The sequence below is a fragment of the Bacillus sp. (in: firmicutes) genome (assembly GCA_017656295.1).
Classification (GTDB): domain Bacteria; phylum Bacillota; class Bacilli; order Bacillales; family JACDOC01; genus JACDOC01.
Genome location: JACDOC010000002.1, coordinates 117,848 through 141,461, shown reverse-complemented (window position 1 = coordinate 141,461; position 23,614 = coordinate 117,848). Strand labels below are relative to the sequence as shown.

At 40.0% G+C, this 23,614-nt stretch carries 22 protein-coding genes; 2 read left to right on the top strand and 20 right to left on the bottom strand.

Features of this window, described 5'->3' with window-relative positions; genetic code table 11:
• Window positions 1-58: 58 nt before the first annotated feature.
• Both H0Z31_03425 and H0Z31_03420 read right to left on the bottom strand, forming a co-directional pair.
• Entirely contained in the window at window positions 59-1,726 is a 1,668-nt protein-coding gene (locus H0Z31_03425) for a DAK2 domain-containing protein (GenBank protein ID MBO8176489.1), read from the bottom strand.
• 18 nt (window positions 1,727-1,744) lie between these two features.
• The gene (locus tag H0Z31_03420) at window positions 1,745-2,107 is read right to left on the bottom strand and encodes an Asp23/Gls24 family envelope stress response protein (GenBank protein MBO8176488.1); all 363 of its coding nucleotides are present in this window, start codon (window positions 2,105-2,107) and stop codon (window positions 1,745-1,747) included.
• 620 nt (window positions 2,108-2,727) lie between these two features.
• Between H0Z31_03420 and H0Z31_03415 the strand changes: the two genes are divergently transcribed.
• Complete coding sequence (locus H0Z31_03415; GenBank protein ID MBO8176487.1) at window positions 2,728-2,916, top strand: 50S ribosomal protein L28; 189 nt, start codon at window positions 2,728-2,730, stop codon at window positions 2,914-2,916.
• Between the two features lie 70 nt (window positions 2,917-2,986).
• Here the strand turns inward: H0Z31_03415 and spoVM are convergent, their stop codons facing one another.
• The 17 genes from spoVM to H0Z31_03330 form a co-directional block, all read right to left on the bottom strand.
• A complete protein-coding gene (spoVM, locus tag H0Z31_03410; GenBank protein MBO8176486.1) occupies window positions 2,987-3,067 on the bottom strand; it encodes a stage V sporulation protein SpoVM in 81 nt (26 codons plus the stop codon).
• A 108-nt stretch (window positions 3,068-3,175) separates the two neighbouring features.
• Complete coding sequence (locus H0Z31_03405; GenBank protein MBO8176485.1) at window positions 3,176-3,826, bottom strand: thiamine diphosphokinase; 651 nt, start codon at window positions 3,824-3,826, stop codon at window positions 3,176-3,178.
• A 249-nt stretch (window positions 3,827-4,075) separates the two neighbouring features.
• The gene (locus H0Z31_03400) at window positions 4,076-4,744 is read right to left on the bottom strand and encodes a ribulose-phosphate 3-epimerase (protein MBO8176484.1); all 669 of its coding nucleotides are present in this window, start codon (window positions 4,742-4,744) and stop codon (window positions 4,076-4,078) included.
• 2 nt (window positions 4,745-4,746) lie between these two features.
• Window positions 4,747-5,628, bottom strand: a complete 882-nt coding sequence (gene rsgA, locus H0Z31_03395) for a ribosome small subunit-dependent GTPase A (protein MBO8176483.1) — start codon at window positions 5,626-5,628, stop codon at window positions 4,747-4,749.
• Between the two features lie 11 nt (window positions 5,629-5,639).
• Window positions 5,640-7,598, bottom strand: coding sequence for a Stk1 family PASTA domain-containing Ser/Thr kinase (gene pknB, locus H0Z31_03390; protein ID MBO8176482.1), 1,959 nt, complete (start codon window positions 7,596-7,598; stop codon window positions 5,640-5,642).
• Window positions 7,599-7,603: 5 nt separating this feature from the next.
• Window positions 7,604-8,407, bottom strand: coding sequence for a Stp1/IreP family PP2C-type Ser/Thr phosphatase (locus H0Z31_03385; protein ID MBO8176481.1), 804 nt, complete (start codon window positions 8,405-8,407; stop codon window positions 7,604-7,606).
• On the bottom strand, window positions 8,362-9,453 hold the full coding sequence (gene rlmN / locus H0Z31_03380) for a 23S rRNA (adenine(2503)-C(2))-methyltransferase RlmN (protein ID MBO8176480.1): 1,092 nt from the start codon (window positions 9,451-9,453) through the stop codon (window positions 8,362-8,364). Before rlmN ends, H0Z31_03385 begins: the two co-directional genes overlap by 46 nt.
• Window positions 9,454-10,794, bottom strand: coding sequence for a 16S rRNA (cytosine(967)-C(5))-methyltransferase RsmB (rsmB, locus tag H0Z31_03375; GenBank protein ID MBO8176479.1), 1,341 nt, complete (start codon window positions 10,792-10,794; stop codon window positions 9,454-9,456). It abuts the gene before it with no gap.
• Window positions 10,787-11,740 (bottom strand): methionyl-tRNA formyltransferase, encoded by a 954-nt coding sequence (locus H0Z31_03370; GenBank protein ID MBO8176478.1) that lies wholly within the window; start codon window positions 11,738-11,740, stop codon window positions 10,787-10,789. The genes rsmB and H0Z31_03370 overlap by 8 nt, the downstream gene beginning before the upstream one ends.
• Before the next feature lie 8 nt (window positions 11,741-11,748).
• Window positions 11,749-12,222, bottom strand: a complete 474-nt coding sequence (locus tag H0Z31_03365; GenBank protein MBO8176477.1) for a peptide deformylase — start codon at window positions 12,220-12,222, stop codon at window positions 11,749-11,751.
• A gap of 27 nt (window positions 12,223-12,249) precedes the next feature.
• Window positions 12,250-14,667 carry a primosomal protein N' gene (priA, locus tag H0Z31_03360; GenBank protein ID MBO8176476.1) on the bottom strand — a complete coding sequence of 806 codons (2,418 nt, stop codon included), beginning with the start codon at window positions 14,665-14,667 and terminating at the stop codon, window positions 12,250-12,252.
• Window positions 14,658-15,878, bottom strand: a complete 1,221-nt coding sequence (coaBC, locus tag H0Z31_03355) for a bifunctional phosphopantothenoylcysteine decarboxylase/phosphopantothenate--cysteine ligase CoaBC (GenBank protein MBO8176475.1) — start codon at window positions 15,876-15,878, stop codon at window positions 14,658-14,660. The genes priA and coaBC overlap by 10 nt, the downstream gene beginning before the upstream one ends.
• 105 nt (window positions 15,879-15,983) lie before the next feature.
• A complete protein-coding gene (locus H0Z31_03350; GenBank protein MBO8176474.1) occupies window positions 15,984-16,193 on the bottom strand; it encodes a DNA-directed RNA polymerase subunit omega in 210 nt (69 codons plus the stop codon).
• Window positions 16,193-16,810 (bottom strand): guanylate kinase, encoded by a 618-nt coding sequence (gmk, locus tag H0Z31_03345; protein ID MBO8176473.1) that lies wholly within the window; start codon window positions 16,808-16,810, stop codon window positions 16,193-16,195. The genes H0Z31_03350 and gmk overlap by 1 nt, the downstream gene beginning before the upstream one ends.
• A gap of 14 nt (window positions 16,811-16,824) precedes the next feature.
• Window positions 16,825-17,079 carry a DUF370 domain-containing protein gene (locus tag H0Z31_03340; GenBank protein ID MBO8176472.1) on the bottom strand — a complete coding sequence of 85 codons (255 nt, stop codon included), beginning with the start codon at window positions 17,077-17,079 and terminating at the stop codon, window positions 16,825-16,827.
• Between the two features lie 51 nt (window positions 17,080-17,130).
• The gene (locus H0Z31_03335; GenBank protein ID MBO8176471.1) at window positions 17,131-18,006 is read right to left on the bottom strand and encodes a YicC family protein; all 876 of its coding nucleotides are present in this window, start codon (window positions 18,004-18,006) and stop codon (window positions 17,131-17,133) included.
• 146 nt (window positions 18,007-18,152) lie between these two features.
• Window positions 18,153-20,843: a calcium-translocating P-type ATPase, SERCA-type gene (locus tag H0Z31_03330; protein MBO8176470.1), complete on the bottom strand. Its 2,691-nt coding sequence runs from the start codon at window positions 20,841-20,843 to the stop codon at window positions 18,153-18,155.
• A 163-nt stretch (window positions 20,844-21,006) separates the two neighbouring features.
• Between H0Z31_03330 and H0Z31_03325 the strand changes: the two genes are divergently transcribed.
• Window positions 21,007-22,716, top strand: a complete 1,710-nt coding sequence (locus H0Z31_03325) for an NFACT family protein (protein ID MBO8176469.1) — start codon at window positions 21,007-21,009, stop codon at window positions 22,714-22,716.
• A 121-nt stretch (window positions 22,717-22,837) separates the two neighbouring features.
• Here H0Z31_03325 and safA read toward each other — a convergent pair whose 3' ends face one another.
• Window positions 22,838-23,452: a SafA/ExsA family spore coat assembly protein gene (gene safA / locus H0Z31_03320; GenBank protein ID MBO8176468.1), complete on the bottom strand. Its 615-nt coding sequence runs from the start codon at window positions 23,450-23,452 to the stop codon at window positions 22,838-22,840.
• Window positions 23,453-23,614 lie beyond the last annotated feature (162 nt).

The following is a 23,614-nucleotide window of genomic DNA, read 5'->3' as shown; positions in this document are numbered from 1 at the left end:
CCCGATAAATCAGTTTTTATATGGAAATAGAAGGGGAGTCCCCTTCTATTTCTTGTTTTTATTCAACTGAAAAAATATAGGAATACAACGGTTGTTTACCTTCATGAACTTCCACTTCGACGTGATCAAATTGTTCCTCTACATACTCTACAATTTCATCAACTTCTTCTTGTGGAGCATCTTGTCCATAAAGAATCGTTACAATTTCATTCTCCTCATCGATCATTTCAGCTAAAAGCTGTTTCGCTGTTTCAAGGCGATCACGATTGGAAGTAATAATTTTTCCATCTAAAATACCCATATGGTCATCTTTATTAATATTCACGCCATCTATGACCGTATCACGCACAGCAAAAGTCACTTGACCCGTTTTCACATAGGAAAGCGCTTCATTCATTGCAGTTTCGTTCTCTTCTAGGCTTGCATTTGGATTAAACGCTAATAAAGCTGCCATACCTTGAGGAACTGTCTTTGATGGAACGACGACGACTTTTTGCTCTGCGACTTCTGCAGCTTGTTGGGCAGCTAGAATAATGTTTTTATTGTTCGGTAAAATAATCACTTTTTCAGCGTGAACATCATTAATCGCTTTTAAAATATCTTCCGTGCTCGGATTCATCGTCTGTCCACCTTCAATAACGGTGGTTGCACCGATGCTTTTAAATAGGTTACGGATTCCTTCCCCCATAGAAACGGTCACAATTCCATACTTTGCTTTTTCTTTCGATTTAGTCGAATATGGTTGTTCGTTTGCAACAATAGAAGAATGTTGCTCACGCATGTTTTCAATTTTAATGTTTATTAGGCTTCCGTAACGCTGCCCGTATGTTAACGCTTCACCTGGCTGTTCTGTATGAACATGGACTTTAACAATTTCCTCGTCCGAAATAACTAACAACGAATCTCCAATTTCACTTAATTGTTGACGGAAATCTTCTTCAGAAAACGGATGTTGTTTGAGCTTTTCACTTTCAAATTTCACCATAAATTCGGTACAATATCCGAAAGTAATATCTTCCGTATTCATAAACGATTGAACACTTTTATGGTGTTCAGCTTTCACGAGCTCTTCCATCGATGGGGTATCTAAAGGAATTTGAGGTAGCTCTTCGCCCTTCAATACAGATAAAAAGCCTTCGTATACAAGCACGAGGCCTTGTCCTCCACTATCCACTACCCCTACTTCTTTTAAAACGGGTAATAATTCCGGAGTGCGTTGTAATGAAGCCTTTGCTTCTTTGACAACTTCCTCCATGAGCTTTACAATATCAGTTTCCGTTTCACTGATTTGTAACGCTTTATTGGCTGCATCTTTAGCGACTGTTAAAATTGTCCCTTCAACAGGTTTCATTACTGCTTTGTAAGCCGTTTTGACTCCCGCATCGAACGCTTTTGCTAGCTCACGACTATTAATTGAAGCCTTTTGTTCGATGGCTTTAGAAAACCCACGAAAAAGCTGGGATAATATCACCCCAGAATTCCCGCGAGCACCCATTAGTAAACCTTTTGAAAGAGATGCAGCTACCTTTCCAATATGATCTTGAACATTCATTTTTACTTCTTTTGCACCGGATGTCATTGACAAATTCATATTTGTACCAGTATCCCCATCCGGTACAGGGAATACGTTTAACGCATCCACCATTTTTGCGTTTTGTGATAAATGGTTTGCTCCTTGAATGACCATCTCCGCAAAACGCTTTCCATCCAACGACGTTATCGACACTTATGTTTCCTCCTTACACTACGGGTTCGTTACTCGAACTCCTTGCACATATATATTAATAGAATCCACCGCTAATCCGACGGTTTTATCCAGCGTGTATTTTACCTTTGTCTGCACATTATGTGCAACCTCAGAAATTTTCGTTCCGTAACTAACGATGATATACATATCAATATGTACTTCATCGTTTTCATGACGTACAACTACACCACGAGTAAAATTTTCTTTTCTCAAGATTTCCGTCAAGCCATCTTTGATTTGTTTTTTTGAAGCCATACCGACAATGCCGTAGCAATCGACCGCTGCGCCTCCTGCAATAGTAGCAATTACTTCATCCGTAATATCGATATGACCGTATTTTGTTTTTAATTCAATGGACATTCGTCGTTCCCCCTTTTAAAAACTAGCTATGGCTATTGCCATTTTACTATATATACTTTCAATTTGAAAGAAAAACAGTAAACAACCGGACTCAAGCTAAGTGATCAACCATGATGAAATGTTATGTCCAACTGATGATTAATTGACAAAAACATCACCGTTCATAATTCCTCTGTTAAATGTTACTGTTGATATTTATACATTTACTACAGGCGGACGCTTTCCGCGGGCAAGGTGCAAGCCGCTTCCCTCGCTACGCTCAAGTATGGCTCTTGCGGCTTCTTGTTCCCGCTGGAGTCGCCGCCTTTCGCTTCATGTCAGATAGGGTTTTATCCCTTAACGATACATTCATTAAAAACAAGTATCAATGATCGGAATTCGTCTAGGAATGAATGTCCCTTTAATTATTGTTCACCTAACCAATTATTTACTATGCAGTGAAATAGTTTCATTTTTATAGATCTTATATACTTCCAGGATGTCAAGGAAATTTTCTTGAAAGTCTTTGCAAGAAGTATTGCAATCTCTTACTATGTGTGATAAATTATTAAGGTATCTTTTAAGATAATTTCAAGTGATGATTCATATGGAAATAGCTTCACTAGTGAGGAGGGAATAAAATGCCAAAAAAATGTGTAATCACTGGTCGTAAAACTCGTTCCGGTAACTCTCGCTCCCACGCAATGAACGCAACAAAGCGCACTTGGGGAGCTAACCTTCAAAAAGTTCGCATTCTTGTAGATGGTAAACCAAAACGTGTTTGGGTTTCTGCAAGAGCATTAAAATCAGGTAAAGTTGAGCGTGTGTAATCACGTTTTCACTAATTCAAACACAAAAAAGGTGTCCTTCCGTAATCGCGGTCGGACACTTTTTTTAGTCTTATCCTTTTTTAAAGGTTCCTAACATTGCTCGAACAATGCCTCCAAGAAATTTAGGTAATTTAATTGTATAAAATTTCATTATACTCCCTCCTCATCAAATCAAAAGCTTTCTAGATAAATTACATTCTAACCTATATTATTCAAATGAAGTCGATAAGTACGTAAGCTTCCCTAAATCGGGCGTCTATCAAAGGTCGTTACTTCTTATCATCATTAATATGCCCTCAGTAAACGAAAAAGTACCATAATCTTCTTTTAGTTCATTACTAATCGTTAATGTCGAACCCATGAAGATGTCTCTTTGATGAAGAGGATACTTAAAACCTTGTAAAGATAATTGCTTAACCGTTGGTGTAAGCGGGAGAAACGAAACATATTTTTTATCATGGATGATAGGTAATCGATATTCCCCTGGCGGATAAACAGCAATGATATTTTGGTCATCAATGAGTTCCACTTTTCCTTCCAAACGTAAAACGGAATCCAAGGTTAACAGTTGGACGTTCGCCATGAAATGGTCTAGCCGGCCACCTGTTGCCCCAAAAATACGAACTCGTTCCGGCTGCTGCCTGATAGCCCAATTTAATGCTAATTCCATATCTGTTTCATCTTTTTCAGGTACAAATTTTTTAATATGAGAAACAGCCTGATTAATTTCCTCCCATTCATTTTCCGTGACTGAATCAAAATCTCCAAAAGCAACATGCGGTGTGATTTTCTCATCTAATAACCGTTTAACACCACGATCTACTCCAACCCAAACAACGGAGGAACCATCATATGGCCCCAGCGGCGGATAAAAATGCTTCGGACCTCCACCAACAATATGGATAATCACATGTCCCTCTCCTTTCTAAAAGGCTCTACCCTAAAATAACTGACTGTTGATATTTATACATTTCACTTCAGGCGGACGCTTTCCGCGGGCAAGCCGCAAGCCCTTCCCTCACTACGCTCAAGTAGGGTCTTGCGGCTTCTAGTTCCCGCTGGAGTCGCCGCCGTGTGAATAACTGGCTAAAAAAACAATGACATATAACAAGCCTTCTAAAAAGAATACCAGCACAATGGCTGGTTTCTTTCGTACAAATTATTTATTTAATGCACTTAAAGCTGATTGTCGGATCGCATCAATTGCTTTTGCTCTATTTTCTTGATTATACACGGCAGAACCAGCAACTAACACGTTAGCTCCCGCTTCAACACACAATTTAGCCGTTTGCTCATTCACTCCACCATCGACTTCGATTTCAACATCTAGTCCATTTTGATCAACAAAATGTTTAACTTGACGGATTTTTGGTAACACCGTTTGGATAAATGATTGTCCGCCAAACCCAGGATTTACCGTCATTAATAGGACAAGATCGACATCGTGAATAATATGTTGAATCATTTCCACAGGGGTATGGGGATTTAACACCACCCCAGCTTTTACCCCTAATGATTTGATATGTTGAATGGTCCGGTGTAAATGTGAACAGGCTTCCACGTGTACTGATATGTAATCAGCACCTGCTTTTGCAAATGAATCTAAATAACGGTCAGGTTGTTCAATCATTAAATGGACATCAAGTGGTAACTTCGTAATAGGACGGATCGCCTCCACGATTTGAGGTCCTAACGTAATATTAGGAACAAAATGTCCGTCCATTACGTCTACGTGGATATAATCTGCTCCACCTCGTTCCACATCGACGATTTCTTCTCCAAGTTTCGCAAAATTAGCGGACAAAATAGACGGAGCGATTTTGATCATTATTAAAACCTCGGCTTTCTGTCTTTAATTTCTTCGTAAAATTGCAAGTAATGCTCATAACGGTAAACAGGAATATCTCCTGCTTGCACCGCTTCTTTTACCGCACATTTCGGCTCATTAATGTGCTGGCATCCCCGAAACTTACATCCTTCACTCCATTTCACCATTTCAGGGAAGTAAAGGTTCAAATCGGCGGCTTCAATATCGATAAATTCTAGAGAACTAAATCCAGGAGTATCAGCTACTAAGCCGTTTCCAATTTCAATTAGTTCGACATGTCGCGTCGTATGTTTTCCTCGACCTAAATGGTGAGAAATCGCCCCTGTTTTTAATTGTAACTCAGGACGTATCGCGTTTAATAAAGACGATTTCCCAACCCCTGATTGACCAGCAAATACAGACACTTTTCCGTCTAAAAGTGGGAGTAATTCTTTGATTCCATCTGACGTTTTAATCGAAGTTTTAATCACGTTGTACCCAATATGTCGATAATCTTGTACATATTGCTCAAGCTGTTCTTTAGTTGTCTCATCGAGTAAATCCATTTTTGTAATGACGATAATAGGCATGATATCTTTGGATTCAACAAGAACTAGAAACCGATCTAAAAGAATTGGACTAAAGTCCGGTTCGACAGCTGAAAACACTAAAATTCCTTGGTCTACGTTCGCAATAGGAGGGCGAACTAGCTCATTTTTTCGTTCTTTAATTTCTAAAAGGTAACCTTCTTGTTCATTTTCTGCTTGAAAAACAACATAATCTCCAACGAGAGGAGTGACGTTTTTCTTACGAAACACTCCTCTTCCGCGACATTGATAAACGGTTTGCCCCTCTTTTACATAATAAAACCCGCTAAGTGCTTTTACAATTTTTCCTTCGGCCATAGCATTCCTCCTTATTCTTCTTCGGGATACGGAATCACTTCATCCATGATTACATTGCGATCTTTAATCACTTTAAAGCCAGCTTTTTCACCGGGCGCAATAAAAAATTCCAATCGTTTTTTCACCGTTTCAGTAATATAAAACGTTTCATACGGTTCTGTCATACTATGATTGATGTCCTCAATAAAAATTTGGATTTCTTGTGGCGTTCCTAGTGGTTCAGCATCGTAAGGAATCGTAATTTCTCGAAAAACTTGTTTCGGTGGGATTTCTTCTTTTCCTTTAGATACGACGACTTTCACTTCATCCCCTTTGTCCAGCTCAGTTCCAGGTTCAGGTGATTGAGAAATAACAAAGCCTATTGGGACTTCATCGTCATACTTTTCTTCCACAATGTTTATAACTAGGCCAGTGGCTTCTGCATAGGCATTTAAATTTTGTAAATTAAAGTTTGTTAAGTCTTTTAAAACAATTTTTTCAGGTCCGATGCTCACAGTAAATTCAATATCGGTTTCTTCTGGTACGACTTCCGTATTCGGTTCTGGTGATTGCCCAACAATCGTTCCTTCTGGTTGATGATGATGAACTTCTTTTTTCGTAACAGACCGAAACCCTTGACTCTTTAAAAACGTTTCAACTTGCTCGTACGAACGGCCTGTAAAATCGACCAATCGTATCGTTTCTTTACCTGAACTTATAAATAAATCTACTACCGTTCCTTCCTTAACGACTTTACCAGCATTCGGCGCTGTCTTTATCACTTTTCCTTTTTCAATTTCATTGCTTGGAGTTTCCGTCGTATCTCCTACTTCAAAACCTAGTGAAATGAGGGTTGATATAGCATTATCTAATTCCTCTCCAGTTAAGTCAGGAACTTCGATTTCATCAGGTCCAAGCCAATCAGGAAGAACGGTCAGAGCCAATACCCCTAATAATGATAAGACAATTAGAAAGAAGAATAAAAACCATGGCCATTTTTTCCGTTTCTTTTTCTTAGCCTTTTCTTGCTTTCCTAACTTACCCTCTCCATTTTTATGATGGACAATAGTCTCATCCAATGAAGGGGTAGTCGTTTCACTCGAAATAATCGGTATTGCCTTTGTTGCTTCTTCATCTTCGGGAATGATAAATTTCGGTTCATTGAGACGTTCCGGTTCTAATGCCGTACGCAAATCCTCGGCCATTTCTTCTGCACTTTCATAGCGTTGAAATGGATCTTTTGCCGTCGCTCGTATGACGATATTTTCTACACTTTGTGGAATGCTTTCATTCCATCTTCGTGGTGAAGGAATGTTCGATTGCAAATGTTTTAACGCAATAGAAACGGCAGATTCCCCAGAAAACGGTAACCGACCGGTTAACAACTCGAACATGACAATTCCTAAAGAATAAATATCGGACTTTTTCGTTGCCATTCCCCCGCGGGCTTGTTCTGGTGATAAATAATGAACAGAACCTAAAACCGAATTGGTTTGGGTAATCGTCGTCGCACTTAACGCCATAGCAATTCCAAAGTCGGTAATTTTGACATTCCCATTTCTATCAATTAATATGTTTTGCGGTTTTATATCTCGATGAACAATATGATTTTGATGGGCATGGGCAACCGCAGATGTTAATTGCAGCATAATATCTAACACTTTTTCAACCGATATTGGGTGATGCTTTTGGATATATTGTTTTAACGTTAATCCATCAACGTATTCCATGACGATGTAGTAAATATCATTTTCCTCACCAACATCATAAATGTTAACGATGTTTGGATGAGCTAGACTGGTGGCTGATTGTGCTTCCCGTTGAAAACGCCGTATAAACTCTTCTTCGCTTGCAAAGTCTAATCGCAAAATTTTCACGGCAACATCCCGTTCTAAAATAACGTCCCTTGCTAAGTAGACGTTGGCCATTCCTCCGCCACCGATCATGTCTAAGATTTTATATCGTCCACTGAGTCGTTTACCAATTAACATGTGCATCACCCGCTCTCACTATCAGCTGCGAATTCAATAATGACAAGGGTAATATTATCTTCCCCACCGTTATCGTTTGCCATTTGGATTAACGTTTTGCCCTTTTCCTCAATGGATATCTTATCATCCAAAATATGACGTATTTCGTCTTCCGTCACTTTATTAGACAATCCATCCGAACAGAGAAGTAAAAAATCCCCTTCTTCAAATGCAATTGTTTTAAGTTCGACTTCGACTTTTTCCTCGGTACCTAAAGCTCTTAACAGGATATTTTTACGCGGGTGATGCTCGGCATCTTCTTTACTGATTTGACCAGTTCGGACGAGTTCGTTTACTAGAGAATGATCTTCCGTTAATTGACGAATCCCTTGTTCATTATATATGTACCCGCGACTATCCCCAATATGGGCAATTGTCACAAACTTTTCAGTACATATGGCGGCCACTAACGTTGTTCCCATTCCTTCGCATTCTTTATGGCTTGTTGAATATTCAAATACTTTATCATTCACATATTTGATTTGCTCATTTAACCATTGTTCAGCCATCTGTGGAGTTTCAAATGGTTCAGTCGTTGCCTCCCATTGTTGTTGCAAAAGGGAAATCGTCATTTCACTGGCGACTTCCCCTGCTTGGTGCCCTCCCATTCCATCAGCGACAATCGCTAACACGTCTCCATATGAATTTCGGAATATGCCTCCATTATCTTCATTTAATTGGCGCACTTTCCCACGGTCTGTATAATAAACTGCCCGCAAGCTCCTCACCTCGTTTCTTCTTTCCGCTCCTTTGCCCGAAGCTGACCGCATGCGGCATCAATATCGTGCCCATGTTCGCGACGAATCGTTACATTAATACCATGTTTTTTCAACGTGCGTTCAAATGTAAATATTTGATTTCGTGGCGTTCGGACATAATTTCGCTCCGGAACATAGTTTACAGGAATTAAGTTTACGTGACATTTTAAACCTTTAATTAACTGGGCTAATTTTTCAGCATGTTCGACTTGGTCGTTAACGCCACCAAATAGGCCATATTCGAAACTAACTCTACGACCAGTTTTTTCAATATAATATTTCACTGCATCTATTAAATCTGGGAGTTTATACGCTTTATTAATTGGCATTAATTTTGTACGTAATTCTGTATTTGGGGCATGCAGTGAAATCGCAAAATTAATTTGTAATTGTTCCTCCGCGAATTGATAAATCTTAGGAATGATTCCACTTGTTGAGACCGTGATGTGACGTGCACCAATGTGTAAACCTTTCTCATGGTTAATAATTTTTAAGAAGGCCATCATTTCATCATAATTATCAAAAGGTTCACCAATTCCCATAATTACGACATGGCTGACCCGTTCTCCTGCTTCATCTAGTGCTTTTTGAACGTTTACCACTTGGGCAACAATCTCCCCAGCTTCTAAGTTCCGTTTTAGACCACCTAATGTAGAAGCACAAAATGTACAACCGATGCGACATCCCACTTGTGTTGTCACACAAACGGAGTTACCGTAATTGTGACGCATTAACACCGTTTCAATCGAATATCCGTCATGCAATTCAAATAAAAATTTGATTGTCCCATCTTGAGAAGTTTGTTTAACGATCGTTTTTAACGTAGTGATAGAAAACTGTTCCGCTAACTTTTCCCGCAAGCTCTTTGATAAGTTCGTCATTTCATCAAACGAAGTGACCCGTTTTTTATACAACCATTCGTAAATTTGCTCGGCCCGAAAGGCCTTTTCTCCATTATCTTTTAACCACTCTTTTAGTTCTGTAAGCTGAAAAGAGTAAATGGATGGCTTTTCTGATTTTTGTAGGACTTTCCGTTGTTTTACCGTGGTTGATTCCATTTACTTCACCTTCTTTCGTAAGCATGCTATATAAAACCCATCGCTTCCAAAATCTTGAGGAAACACTTGCACTTGATGACCGTTAACCAACGGTTGAACGGGTTCTGGAAGTGAAAGTGGTTCAGGCATAAATTCAGGATGTTGTTGCAAAAACTGTTCAATGACTCGGTCGTTTTCATCTCGGTCGACCGTACATGTACTATAAACAAGAATTCCCCCTTGTTTTACTAGAGGAGCCACTGCATGTAAGATGCTTTGTTGTACAGATTTTAGAGCTTGCACATCTTCTTCGTTTTTCGAGTATTTAATATCTGGCTTACGGCGCAGTACTCCTAAACCAGAGCATGGGGCGTCCACTAACACTCGGTCAAAAGTCTCATTAGCAAAATAATCTCCGGCCTTACGACTATCTATACATTTCGTATGAATAATCGTTAACTTTAACCGGTTCCGCTGTTCTTCAATGAGCTTCACTTTATGCTCATGTAAATCAAGAGCCCAAACTTCTCCCTCGTTGTCCATCATTTCGGCAATGTGTGTGGTCTTTCCACCAGGTGCCGCACAACAATCTAATACTTTCATCCCCGGTGTTAGTTTCAATGCGTGTGCAACCAGCATCGAACTTTCATCTTGAACCGTCAACAGGCCTTCATTAAAGGCTTGTGAATGTGCTAAATTCCCACGTAACGAGCGAATCCCTTCAGGAACAATCGGACTTGGTTGAACGTTCCAGCCATCATTTGTAAGCTGATCGAGAAGTTGTTCACGTGAAAGTTGAACGGTGTTCGTACGAACGGTTTGAACAGGTGCAATTAAATTTTCTTCACACATTTGTTTTGTTCGCTCAAGTCCAAATTGTTCAACCCATCGCTTCACTAACCATATAGGATGACTTGTTTCAATCGAAATTCGCTCAATCGGATCGCTGATTTGATCTAAGGAAGGAACTCCTTCGCGTTGCACCGATCGAAGAACACCATTCACTAGCCCGGCAATTCCTCGATGCCCTTTTCTTTTCGCAATTTCGACCGCTTCATGGATCACCGCTCGATCAGGAATTTTATCTAAAAATACCATCTGGTAAAGGGATAATCGCAATAATTGGCGAACCCAGCTTTGAAGTTTTTTCGGTTTTTTTAAAAAGGGAGCCAAGAAATAATCTAAAGTATATTGACGTTGAATCGTTCCATATGTCAACTCGGTTAGTAGCGCAGTATCTTTTGGTGGCAATTGGTGCTCTTTAATCACATGATTGAGCAATATATTACTGTACGACTGATGTTTCTCAACCGCTAATAATACGTCTAAGGCAACTTCGCGAACGTTTTTCGTTTTAGACATTTTCTTCTCCTAACTTCATACCGATTGTAATATGACTTCCTGCCCCCCGTAAAAAGTCCTTGGCCTCCATTCGTTTTTTACCAGCTGGCTGGAGTTCGGTAATTTTAATACCAATTTCGTTACCCGTAGCCACCACAAAACCATCTTCTTCGACCTTTACGATTTCGCCAGGTGTACTCTTATGATTGAGCGGATATTTGACGCCCCACCAAATTTTTAATACGTTACCACCCAATGTCGTAAAGGCCACTGGCCACGGGTGAAGACCACGAATGTGGTTGTAAATGTCTTCTCCATTTTTCGACCAATCAATTTTTTCTTGCTCTCGTTTAATATTATAGGCAAACGTTGCTTCTTCATCATTTTGTGGAATTGGCTCAATTTCTCCACGAAGAAGCTTCGGAATTGTTTGTGATAATAGCTCGGCTCCTGCCTCACTTAATTTATCGTGCAGACTTCCAACGTGGTCGTCCTCTTCAATAGGGACTTCCACTTGCGTTAAAATATCGCCTGCGTCAAGTTTTTCTACCATATACATAATGGTTATTCCCGTTTTTTTCTTTCCTTGAAGAATTGCATAATGAATCGGGGCACCGCCTCGTAATTCTGGAAGCAAGGAAGCATGAACATTAATACATCCGTAACGAGGTGCATCTAGTATTTCTTTCGGTAATATTTGACCGAAAGCAGCGGTTACAATTAAGTCGGGTTGTAACGCTAAAATTTTTTCATATTCTTGAGGATCTTTAATTTTTTCCGGTTGATAAACAGGAATTCCATGCTTTTCGGCTTCTACTTTTACAGGCGGTGGCGTTAACACGCGTTTTCGCCCAACAGGACGATCCGGCTGGGTAACGACGGCCACGACGTCGTACCCATCTTCAATGATTTTTCGAAGTATGGGGACCGAAAAATCTGGTGTTCCCATAAAAACGATTTTTGTCATTCGCTCTCCTACCCTTCTAATTCTTCTTCTTTGACGTATTCAATAATTTTAGAAGTAAATAAGATTCCGTTCAAATGATCGATTTCATGTTGTATGGCACGCGCTAAAAAGCCGTTCGCTTTTAGAAGAAAATAGCGCCCTTTCCTGTCTTGGGCTTTTACTTTAACAGAATATGGTCGGCTTACTTTTCCGTACACTCCCGGAAAACTAAGGCAACCTTCCACATCCGTATCTTCTCCATGGCTTTCAATAATTTCGGGATTAATTAACTCAATCGTTCCATGTTCATCCCCAATATCTACAATCGCAATACGCTGATTGACCCCTACTTGCGGAGCGGCTAGTCCGACCCCATCAGCAGCCACCATTGTATCATACATATCTTGTAATAGTTTTCTTAACTTTTTATCAAAAACTGTGACCCGTTCACAGTTCGTTTCTAATATGTCTGCTGGATACGTAACGATTGGTAAAATAGCCAACGTATTTCCTCCTGTCTTTTTCACTTCCTACATCATCATGTATGGATGTAAATCAACGGATACATACACATTTTCCGAATTACGTTCTTTCATATAAAAATCTAAAATTTTCTTCAATGCAGGAATGAGCCTTGGTTCCCGCTTGTATTTTATCAAACATTGATATCGATATCTATCGTTGATCCGAGGTATTGGTGATACGGTAGGTCCTAAAATAATTGCTTCTTCTGAGAGTTGAGTTTTCATATAAGACGTAATTTTTTCACAGACGGATATCACCTTCATTAAATCTTCATGACTCACATGTATGAGAGCTAAATAATAAAAAGGGGGATAGCGTCCCATTTTACGCATGACCATTTCCTTCTGATAAAAGTCGTTATAATTTTGCTCCCCAGCTAATTCTATGCTGTAATGTTCGGGGGTGTAAGTTTGAATGACAACTTCTCCTTGTAACTCATGTCGCCCGGCACGGCCACTTACTTGTGTCAACAGCTGGAACGTTTTTTCAGAGGCGCGAAAATCAGGTAAATGCAACATGGTATCCGCACTTAAAACACCTACGAGCGTGATGTTTGGAAAATCTAATCCCTTAGCAATCATTTGCGTACCTAATAAAATATCCGCTTTTCCTTCTTGGAATTGGCTTAATAACCGTTCATGGGCGCCTTTTCGACTTGTTGTATCTACATCCATGCGAATGACTCGAGCATGAGGCAACAATTTCCCAAGTTCTTCTTCCACTTTTTGTGTACCTGTACCAAAATAACGAATATGTTCACTTCCACATTCCGGACAAACCCCTGGTACGGTCGTTTCAAACCCGCAATAATGACATTTTAATTGATTCGTCACTCGATGATACGTTAAGGAAATGTCACAATGCGGACATTGCATAACGCTTCCACAATCGCGACACATCACAAACGACGAATAGCCTCGTCTGTTTAAAAAAAGGACCGTTTGCTGCCCTTTTTCGAGTCGGTCTTGTAGCTTTTCGAATAATAGAGTTGAAAACATCGATCGATTTCCTTTACGAAGTTCTTCCCGCATATCAACAATCGAAACGTCTGGTAACGACCGGTCATTCATTCGTTTCGACAATGTCAATAAGTGATACACATTTTTTTGAGCTCGAGCAAACGATTCTAACGATGGTGTCGCGCTTCCTAAAACGACAGGACATCCATGGAATTTTCCGCGATAAATCGCCACATCCCGCGCATGATATCGCGGATTCTCCTCCTGTTTGTAGCTTGTTTCATGTTCTTCATCAATAATAATAATGCCGATATTTTCGAATGGAGCAAAGATCGCTGATCGAGCTCCTACAACGACCTTTACTTCTTTTCGTTGGACTTTGCGCCACTCATCGTACTTTTCACCGATGGATAGGCCGCTATGTAACACCGCCACATCATCACCAAACCGCCCTTTAAACCGGTGTACCATTTGAGGGGTTAACGAAATTTCCGGAACGAGCACAATTGCCTCTTTTCCTTGTTCCAATACTCGTTGAATGGCTTGTAAATATATTTCGGTTTTTCCACTTCCGGTTACTCCGTATAACAGATACGTGCGATGATCGCCGTTCTCAATGGACGAAAGGATTGGGGAAATCGCTTTTTGTTGTTGGTCGGTTAACGGAAGCGGATACGTTTTTTCAAACGAACGATGTTGATAAGGGTCGCGATACACTTCTACTTCCTTCTCTTGCAATATACCTTTTTTCACAAGCTCTTGAACAACCGATGTTGACGTTTGACAGGCGGTCGTTAGTTCTTTCATCGTCCAGCTCGTTTCAGGAGATTTCAATAAAAACTCTAGCACTTCTCGTTGTTTTTTCGCATGTTTAGAGAAAGTATCCATGATTCGTTTTAGCTCGTCTGTAGGATGGCTGAGTAAATAATGCTTTTCGATTTTTTTTCGTGCTTTATCTTTCACATCGTATACGACTTCAAACGTCCCTATCGATACTGCTGTTTGAAGCGTTGAAAGCCAATTTCGTTGATCTGCTTCTTTCCATGAGATTTCGGTACGATCGTTAAACCATTGTTGCAATTCCACTGGGAGCTGGTTGATTCCTTCACGGTTTACCAAAACGAGCTTCTTTTCATATTTGGCTTTCATTGCCGCTGGAAGCATCGCTTGGTAGGCAGAGATTTTAAAGCATAACGTATGTTCCGTCAGCCACTCACCGAGCTGTAACAATTCTTTGTTTAATACGGGTGATAAGTCCATCGGCTCACTTATTTTTTTTAAGTTTTTTACCGTTGAAGTCGGCTTTAAGCGAACGACTACCCCTTGGACTTTACGTGGACCAAACGGAACGATTACGCGCATACCTGGGACTATTTTTCCGACCCACTCATCCGGAATGAGATAATCAAACTCTTTGTCTGTTTGCATCGTCGGAACGTCAACAATTACGGCGGCTACTTGCATGGTTCATCCTCTTTCATATCGGAAATAATTTCTTCAAACAACTTCTCCGCCACTTCGTGCTTAGACATAAGCGGCAACGTCTTTGTGGAACCATCTTTCTTTACAAAAGTAACAATGTTTGTATCCGTTCCAAAACCAGCCCCTGCTGTTATCACATTATTCGCCACAATCATATCCGCATTTTTCTTTTCTAATTTTTGACGTGCATAATGTTCGACATCGTTCGTTTCTGCGGCAAACCCTACAACATATTGGGTCGTTTTTCTTTTCCCAATTTCTTTTAAAATATCTTTTGTTCTTTCCAGTTCAATCATTAAGTCTCCATCTTGTTTTTTCATTTTTTGTTGATACGTCTGTTTCGGCCGGTAGTCCGCTACGGCCGCGCTTTTAATAACGATATCGCTATCAGATAACCGTTCAATGACCGCTTGGTACATCTCTTCAGCAGATTCTACCGATACGAATTCGACGTTTGCTGGAGGCACTAATGAAGTCGGTCCTGAAACGAGCGTAACATCCGCACCAAACGAAGAAGCTACTTCTGCTAAAGCGTAGCCCATTTTCCCGGTAGAGCGGTTCGTGAAAAAGCGGACAGGGTCAAGTCTTTCACGTGTCGGTCCTGCTGTAATTAACACTTTTTTTCCTTTAAGTGGTTGGCTCTCTTTTTTGGCAAAAAACTCCTCCATTAAAGCGACGATTTTTTCCGGCTCTTCTAACCGACCTTTGCCAACATATCCACAAGCTAAATATCCTTCGGATGGTTCGACAAATCGATAACCATAGGAAGCAAGTGTCGCAATATTTTTTTTCACGGCCGGATGGTCATACATATGGACATTCATCGCTGGCGCAATCCAAACTGGTGCCGTCGTAGCGAGCAAAGTCGTGGAAATCATGTCGTCAGCAATTCCGTTGGCGAGTTTTCCAATCATATTAGCTGTTGCTGGAGCTACTAACACTAAGTCCGCCCAATCGGCTAAATCGATATGAGCAATAACTTTCGGATTTTTTTCATCAAACGTATCATCGTACACTTCATTCCGTGACAATGCTTGAAAGGTAAGCGGTGTCACAAATTGTTTCGCTGACTGACTCATCATCACTTTTACGTCAGCGCCTTGCTGGGTAAGTTTACTTGTTAGCGCACATGCTTTGTATACCGCAATTCCACCTGTAACACATAATAATATTCGTTTACCTTGTAACGTCATTCTCCCATCTCCTCATACAAAATCGGTTCTTCTTTCTTTAGTTTAACAAGCATTAGAAGGAGAGGCTTAAAATAAAACAAAATAACAACCTATAAAAATAGGTTGTTATTCCTTCGATTCCTTCACAGGAACCATTCGAAGACGTTCAGCATCAATTTCTTCTAACGCTTTACCAACAAATTTTTGTGATACGTACTTTTCTAAAATGCCTTCTTCTTTGCCTTGTAATTGACGGGCACGTTTAGCCGCAATTGTAACTAAAGAGTATTTAGAATCTATTTTGTTCATTAAAGAATCAATGGATGGATATAACATTACTTCTCACCCTCCAACATTTTTTTATACAATTTCGCCACACGTTCACGTCGACAATGCTCCGCTTTGACGATGGCTTTAATTCGCTCGCAAGCAAGTTCTACTTGATCGTTAACTACGACATAATCGTATAAGTCCATCATTTCAATTTCTTTTTTTGCTTCTTCTAAGCGATTTATAATTAATTCTTCGGTTTCAGTTCCGCGAGAAACGATGCGGTTTTTTAACTCTTCTAAGCTCGGTGGTGCAAGGAAAATAAACAGTCCGTCTGGGAATTTTTCCCGCACTTGCTTCGCCCCTTGGACTTCAATTTCTAAAAAAACGTCTTTTCCAGCATCCATCGTTTCTTTTACATAATCGACAGGTGTACCGTAATAGTTGCCGACATATTCAGCATACTCAAGTAGTTTTCCTTCTTTAATCAATCGTTCAAATTCTTCGCGGGTTTTAAAGAAATAATCTACTCCATCCACTTCACCTTCACGAGGTGGGCGGGTCGTCATTGAAATCGAATATTCAAATTGAGTATTTTCTTGTTCGAAAAGCGCTTTTCGTACGGTTCCTTTTCCGACACCTGATGGGCCAGATAGAACGATTAACAATCCTTTTTCCTTCATTCCTGTTCCCCCTATTATTCATCTAGCTCTTTATCCACTAGTCGATGGGCCACCGTTTCCGGCTGAACGGCTGATAAAATGACATGATCGCTATCCATAATAATGACAGCACGCGTTCGTCGACCATATGTGGCATCAATTAACGTTCCTTTTTCACGCGCTTCTTGAATTAATCGTTTGATAGGTGCTGATTCCGGGCTTACAATAGAAATAATACGGTGGGCGGATACAATATTGCCAAACCCAATATTTATTAATTTAATCGCCATGCTGCTCCCCCAATTCTCCCTGTTCTACTAAAATGGTCTATGATGGTACCATCACTCGATGTTTTGAACTTGTTCCCTCATTTTTTCTAAAAATGTTTTCATTTCAACAACTTTCGATGCAATGTGAGAATCATTTGCTTTCGAACCGATGGTATTGACTTCCCGGTTCATTTCTTGAATTAAAAAGTCCAGCTTTCGACCAACCGGCTCTTGTAATTGCAGGGTGTGTTGAAATTGTTGAATGTGGCTAAGTAAACGAGTAATTTCTTCATTAATATCGGCTTTGTCTGAGAAAACTGCCACCTCGGTTAACAATCGAGCTTCGTCAAACACCCCGGAAGCAAATTCCTTCATTTTCTTTTCAAGCCGTTCTTTATATGCTTTGACAACCGAAGGGGCTAATTCTTTTAACGATTCGACTGTTGTACAAAGCTTTTGTAGATGGAGCTCTAAATCTTTATGTAATTCTTCGCCTTCTTTTTGGCGCATGTCCAACAATTGCTTCCCCGCTTCTTCCGCTGCGGCTAAAACTAACTGTTCCACTTCTTCATTTGCTTCTTCTCTTTCTTCAATCGAAATTAATTCATCCCGCATGAGGAGATCTTGAAGCGTAACATCCTTAGGGAGATTGTATCTTTCTGTGATTCTGTTTACTAATTGATAATAATCATCTAATAGCTCCCAGTCAATATGTAACGAACGATGAATCAGTCCTTCTCCTTCTATGGTTACGAAGACCTCAACACGTCCTCGGTGAATAAAACGCGACAAGATTTTCTTCATTTTTTCTTCCAATTTTAAAAGTTGCCGTGGCATGCGAATTTGTATTTCACTAAATCGATGATTGACCGATTTCATTTCAACTGTAACATCTAATTGATTTGAGGACACTTGCGCTCTTCCGTAGCCCGTCATACTAAGAACCATGACAATCACTTCCAATCTAGTAGTAAACGATTTATACGTATTTTATACATGTTCATTTGAAGTAAATGTCGTATTTATAACAGTAAATGTTATTTTGTTTAAAAACAATAAAAAAGGTAATAGAGAAGACTCTACTACCTTTCTGATTATAGCATACTTTTTCGTCTTTTTCTTGCAAAAAATGTCCCTGCTAGTAAAAAGGTCGGGATGGCGCTTAAAGCAATAATTAATAACCAATCTCTTGGATCAATTGCGACTGTATGAAAAATTGGTTGTAACGGTGGGAAATAAATGACAACGATCATTAACACAATCGAAGATAACACGGCCCACACTAAATACATATTGCCAAATGGATTTCTCGAAAAAATAGAGGTTTCACTGCGACAGTCAAAGACGTGAATTAATTGCGCTAACACAAGGGTCGCAAAAGCGCATGTTTGCGCGTATGCTAAATCGTTCGGATGTTGATCATACGTTATTAAAAAGGCTAATAACGTCGCAAATCCGATTAAAAATCCTCGCGATATGACCTTCCAACCTAGTCCGCGTGCAAAGACGCCTTCATTCGGATGTCTAGGTTTTCGGTTCATCACATCATCTTCAGGTCGATCTAATCCTAAAGCCATGGCTGGTAACCCATCTGTCACTAAATTCACCCACAAAATTTGTATCGGAACGAGGGGAAGTGGTAAGGCGAGCAACATCGCAAATAACATGACTAATATTTCTCCCACATTGGAGGCGAGTAAATAGCGAATAAACTTACGAATATTTTCATATATATTGCGTCCCTCTTGAATCGCTTCTTTAATCGTAGCAAAATGGTCATCTAAAAGAACAAGGGATGAAGCTTCTTTTGTCACATCTGTTCCAGTAATCCCCATGGCAACCCCAATGTCCGCTACTTTAATCGCTGGGGCATCGTTTACTCCATCGCCAGTCATCGCTACAATATGCCCACGGTTTTGAAAGGCTTTAACAATTTTTAACTTATGTTCAGGGGACACGCGCGCAAAAACAGATGTCTGTTCGACTACTTGTTCTAACTCTTCGATCGTCATGTCATTTAATTGTTGTCCTGTAATGACGCGATCATTTGGCCGTAAAATGCTTAATTGTTTCGCAATTGCCTTTGCGGTGATCACATGATCCCCAGTAATCATGACGGTTTTTATGCCAGCTTGACGACATTGGGCCACAGCCTGTTTTACTTCTGGACGCGGTGGATCGATCATCCCTTGAAACCCGACAAGCGTTAAATCTCGTTCAATGGCTTCAGGTACCATTGGTATAGTAGAATTAGGTAACTTTTTATAAGCGACCGCAATGGTCCGTAGTGCTTGAGAAGCCAATTGTTCAATTGTGGCTATACATATGCGCTCTTTTTCTTTTGATAGAGGGACCGTTTGTCCGTTCCAAAGGATGGCATTACAATTGGAAAGCAGTACATCTGGTGCCCCTTTCGTGACCACAAACCGCGTACCTTGTCGATCTTTTACAATGACACTCATCATTTTTCGCTTGGAATCAAACGGAAGTTCATGTTCCAATAGAAATTCTGTTGCCAATTGTTCACGATTCAGTCCTGCCTTATAAGCGGCAACAACCATTGCCCCTTCCGTTGGATCGCCGTTAATGAAGTATCGATCTTCATTCACTTGTAATTGTGCGTTTGAACATAACAATCCGTACTGCATTAAAAGGTGCATACTTCGGTCGTTATGGGGATGAACTAATTGATTGGCTCGATAAAATTGACCGCTTGGTTCATACCCATTTCCAGTGACGGTCCATAAGTTTCCCCCACTCCATAAGTGAGTGACGGTCATTTTATTTTGGGTCATCGTACCGGTTTTATCGGAACAAATAACAGAAGCACACCCTAACGTTTCTACCGCTGGTAGTTTCCTAACAATGGCGTTCTTTTTTATCATGCGCTGAACACCAAGGGATAAAACGACCGTCACAATCGCTGGTAATCCTTCTGGGATAGCGGCTACTGCTAGCGATACCCCTGCTAAAAACATCGTATACACATCATGCCCTTGTAACACCCCAACAGCTACGACTAACAGGGTTAGTAAAAGAGCTGCAGTAATTAAAATTCTCCCTAATTGTTCAAGACGCCGTTGTAAAGGGGTCGTCATGCTTTCAGCATGTTGTAAAAGGTGAGCAATATTGCCCATGGCTGTTTTCATCCCGATCGCACTTACGATACCTATCCCGTTTCCTCTTGTGACCATCGTTCCCATAAAGGCCATATTCGCGACATCGCCTAAGCTAACACTTTCTTCATATATGGGATCCGCATGTTTACTGACAGGAACCGATTCTCCGGTTAAAGCGGATTCTTCAATTTCTAAATTGTTCGCCTTTATGATCCGAACATCCGCTCCAATTCGGTCACCAATTTCAAATTTTAAAATATCCCCAACGACAATTTGTTTCGTTGGAATGGTGATCCACTTCCCTTCTCGAAGAACGGTCGCTTGGGGAGATGACAATTCTTTTAGAGCTTCTAATGACTTTTCCGCCTTTCTTTCTTGAAAAAAACCTAACAAGCCATTGATGAATACGATAGCAATGATGGCAATAGCATCAATGTATTCTCCTAACAAGCCTGATATGAGAGTAGCTGCTAATAAAACAAGAACCATAAAATCTTTAAATTGACTAAAAAATAATAGTAATAAAGAGGGCTTCTCCCCTTCTTCGAGTTCGTTCCATCCAAACTGCTTTCTTCGTTTTTGAACTTCTTCTTCGTGAAGACCCGTTTTACTATTCGTTCGTAGCGCTTGTTCTATCTCTTTTATTGGCATTTGATGATACTTCATCTGAACGATTCACTCTCCCTCTTCCCGTCCTAAAATCCATACTCATAGGAAGCTTATTCAGACTCGTCCAAAAAAATGTTATAATTTATTCATTCTGTGAAAGGCACCTTCCTTTCTATTCATGGAAGTTGGAAAATATTTTTAAAGTAAAGGGTGTTTCATCATGTCTTTTGATGGACTGTTTACGCGAGCGATGTGTCACGAACTTGCCGAAACGCTTGTCGGCGGACGTATTAATAAAATTCATCAACCATATAAGCAAGAAATTGTGTTACTTGTTCGTTCCAAAGGGCAGAACTATCGTCTATTACTTTCTGCCCATCCATCTTATGCACGGGTGCAATTGACGAAGGAGACCTATGAAAATCCACCAGAACCTCCGATGTTCTGCATGCTTTTACGTAAACATTTAGAAGGAGGTATTATTGAAGAAATTTCACAACATGAATTAGACCGCATGATAATAATTCGTGTGAAAGGTCGAAATGAAATAGGTGATGTCACAAAGAAGCAACTTATTATTGAAGTGATGGGACGGCATAGCAACATAATTTTAGTCGATGAAGAAAAACAAATGATTTTAGATAGCATTAAACATATCTCCTATGCTGTCAATCGCTACCGTGCCGTATTACCAGGGCAAACATATATTTTTCCGCCAAGTCAAGATAAACGAAATCCATTAAATGCTCGGGAAGATGATGTATTACAAGCGCTTGACTTTAATAGCGGAAAAGTAGACAAACAAATCGTCCAAGCATTTGCAGGTGTTTCCCCGTTATTAGCAAAAGAAATTTTGTGGCAAGCGAAGTTACCAAACCGCTCAACCGTACCAAAAGCCTTTTTACCAATGATGGAGCGAATCCGTCATCACGAGTACGAACCGAGTATTATGTACGGTCAAAAAGAATCGTTCTATTTATTTCCGTTAGAACATATTCAAGGGGAAACTCGTTCGTTTTCCACATTGAGCGAAATGCTTGATGCGTTTTATTTTGGAAAAGCCGAACGGGACCGGGTAAAGCAACAGGCCCATGATTTGGAACGGTTTATTAAAAAAGAAAAAGAAAAAAATGAAGCTAAAATCGAAAAGTTGAAGCAAACGTTAGTAGATGCCCAACAAGCAAACAAATATCAGTTATACGGTGAATTGTTAACGGCTAATATTTACGCCATTCAAAAAGGAATGACCGAAATTGAAGTCGTGAATTATTATGATGAAAATGGCTCAACAGTCACGATTCCACTTGACCCGCAAAAAACACCGGCAGAAAATGCTCAACGGTATTTTTCCAAGTACCAAAAAGCACGTAACGCGATAAAAGTAGTAACCGAGCAAATTGAACGAGCCGAAAACGAAGTCGCTTATTTCGATCGCCTGTTACAACAAATTGAAACCGCATCACCAAAAGATATTGAAGAAATTCGCGAGGAGCTCGTAGAAGAAGGCTATTTACGCCCCAAACAAACAAAAACGGTGAAAAAGCAAAAACACCAACCTGTTTTAGAAGTGTACGAAGCGTCAGACGGAACGGAAATTTTAGTTGGAAAAAATAACAAACAAAATGATTACTTGACCAACAAAGTAGCTAAAAAAGATGAAATTTGGTTACATACAAAAGATATCCCAGGTTCACATGTTGTTATTCGCAGTACGGAACCATCGGAGGAGACGATTATTGAAGCAGCCATGATTGCGGCTTACTTTAGTAAAGGCCGCGAATCCAGCTCAGTTCCGGTTGATTTTACAAAAGTACGATATGTGAAAAAGCCAAGTGGCGCAAAACCTGGGTTTGTTATTTATGATCATCAGCAAACCGTGTATGTTACTCCTTCAAAAGAAAAAGTGCTACAATTGAAAAAGATAAAATAGGGCCAGCTTGATGCAGGCCCTTTTTTTGTCACACTTTTCAGTTGGAAGGTTCATACAACTGAATTTCGTAAAAATAAAGGCTCCACTTTGGTGAAATTATAGAGCCTTTTTTCTCATGAAATTATCGTCTAATAAACATTTGTGTCCAGTAATAACCGTATGCGCCACCTTTTGCATACCCAACTCCGATATGCGTATAGTTTTGACTTAAAATGTTTTGGCGATGGCCTTGGCTGTTCATCCACGATCGAACGACCTCTTGTGGTGTCCGTTGACCTGCGGCAATATTTTCTCCTGCGGCACTATAGGAAATACCGAAGTTTTTAATCATCGTAAACGGAGAACCGTATGTTGGTGAATTATGAGAAAAATACCCACGATCTCGCATATCCATGGATTTAAAGCGAGCGACCCTTGATAACTCCCAATACGGTTTTAATGGGGGTAACCCGTATTTGGCACGTTCTTGATTCGTTAACTGAATGACTTCGTGTTCGATTTTTTTAATCGCATCATAAGTCGGTATGTTTAATTTTTGCCCAGGATAAATTAAGTCAGGATTTTTAATTTGTGGGTTTGCCTCAATAATTTCTGTTAAACCCACTTGATATTTTACTGCTAATTTCCACATTGTATCGCCAGGAACAACAGTATGGGTAATCGTCCCTTGTCCAAATGCCGTTTGCGTTGGCAAAAGACAGATGAAAAGCCCAATGATAAATATTAATTTTTTCACCTTGCCTACACTCCTTCATTTTAATCTTATACGCCGATTATTTTCTCCCATTTCCTCCATAATAAAAGCATGAACTTTTTCCAATATGTGATGTCTGTTTTAATAACTAATCGTATTTTTTCTATCGACTCTTGTAAAAACTTATGTTCTCAACAAAAAAGA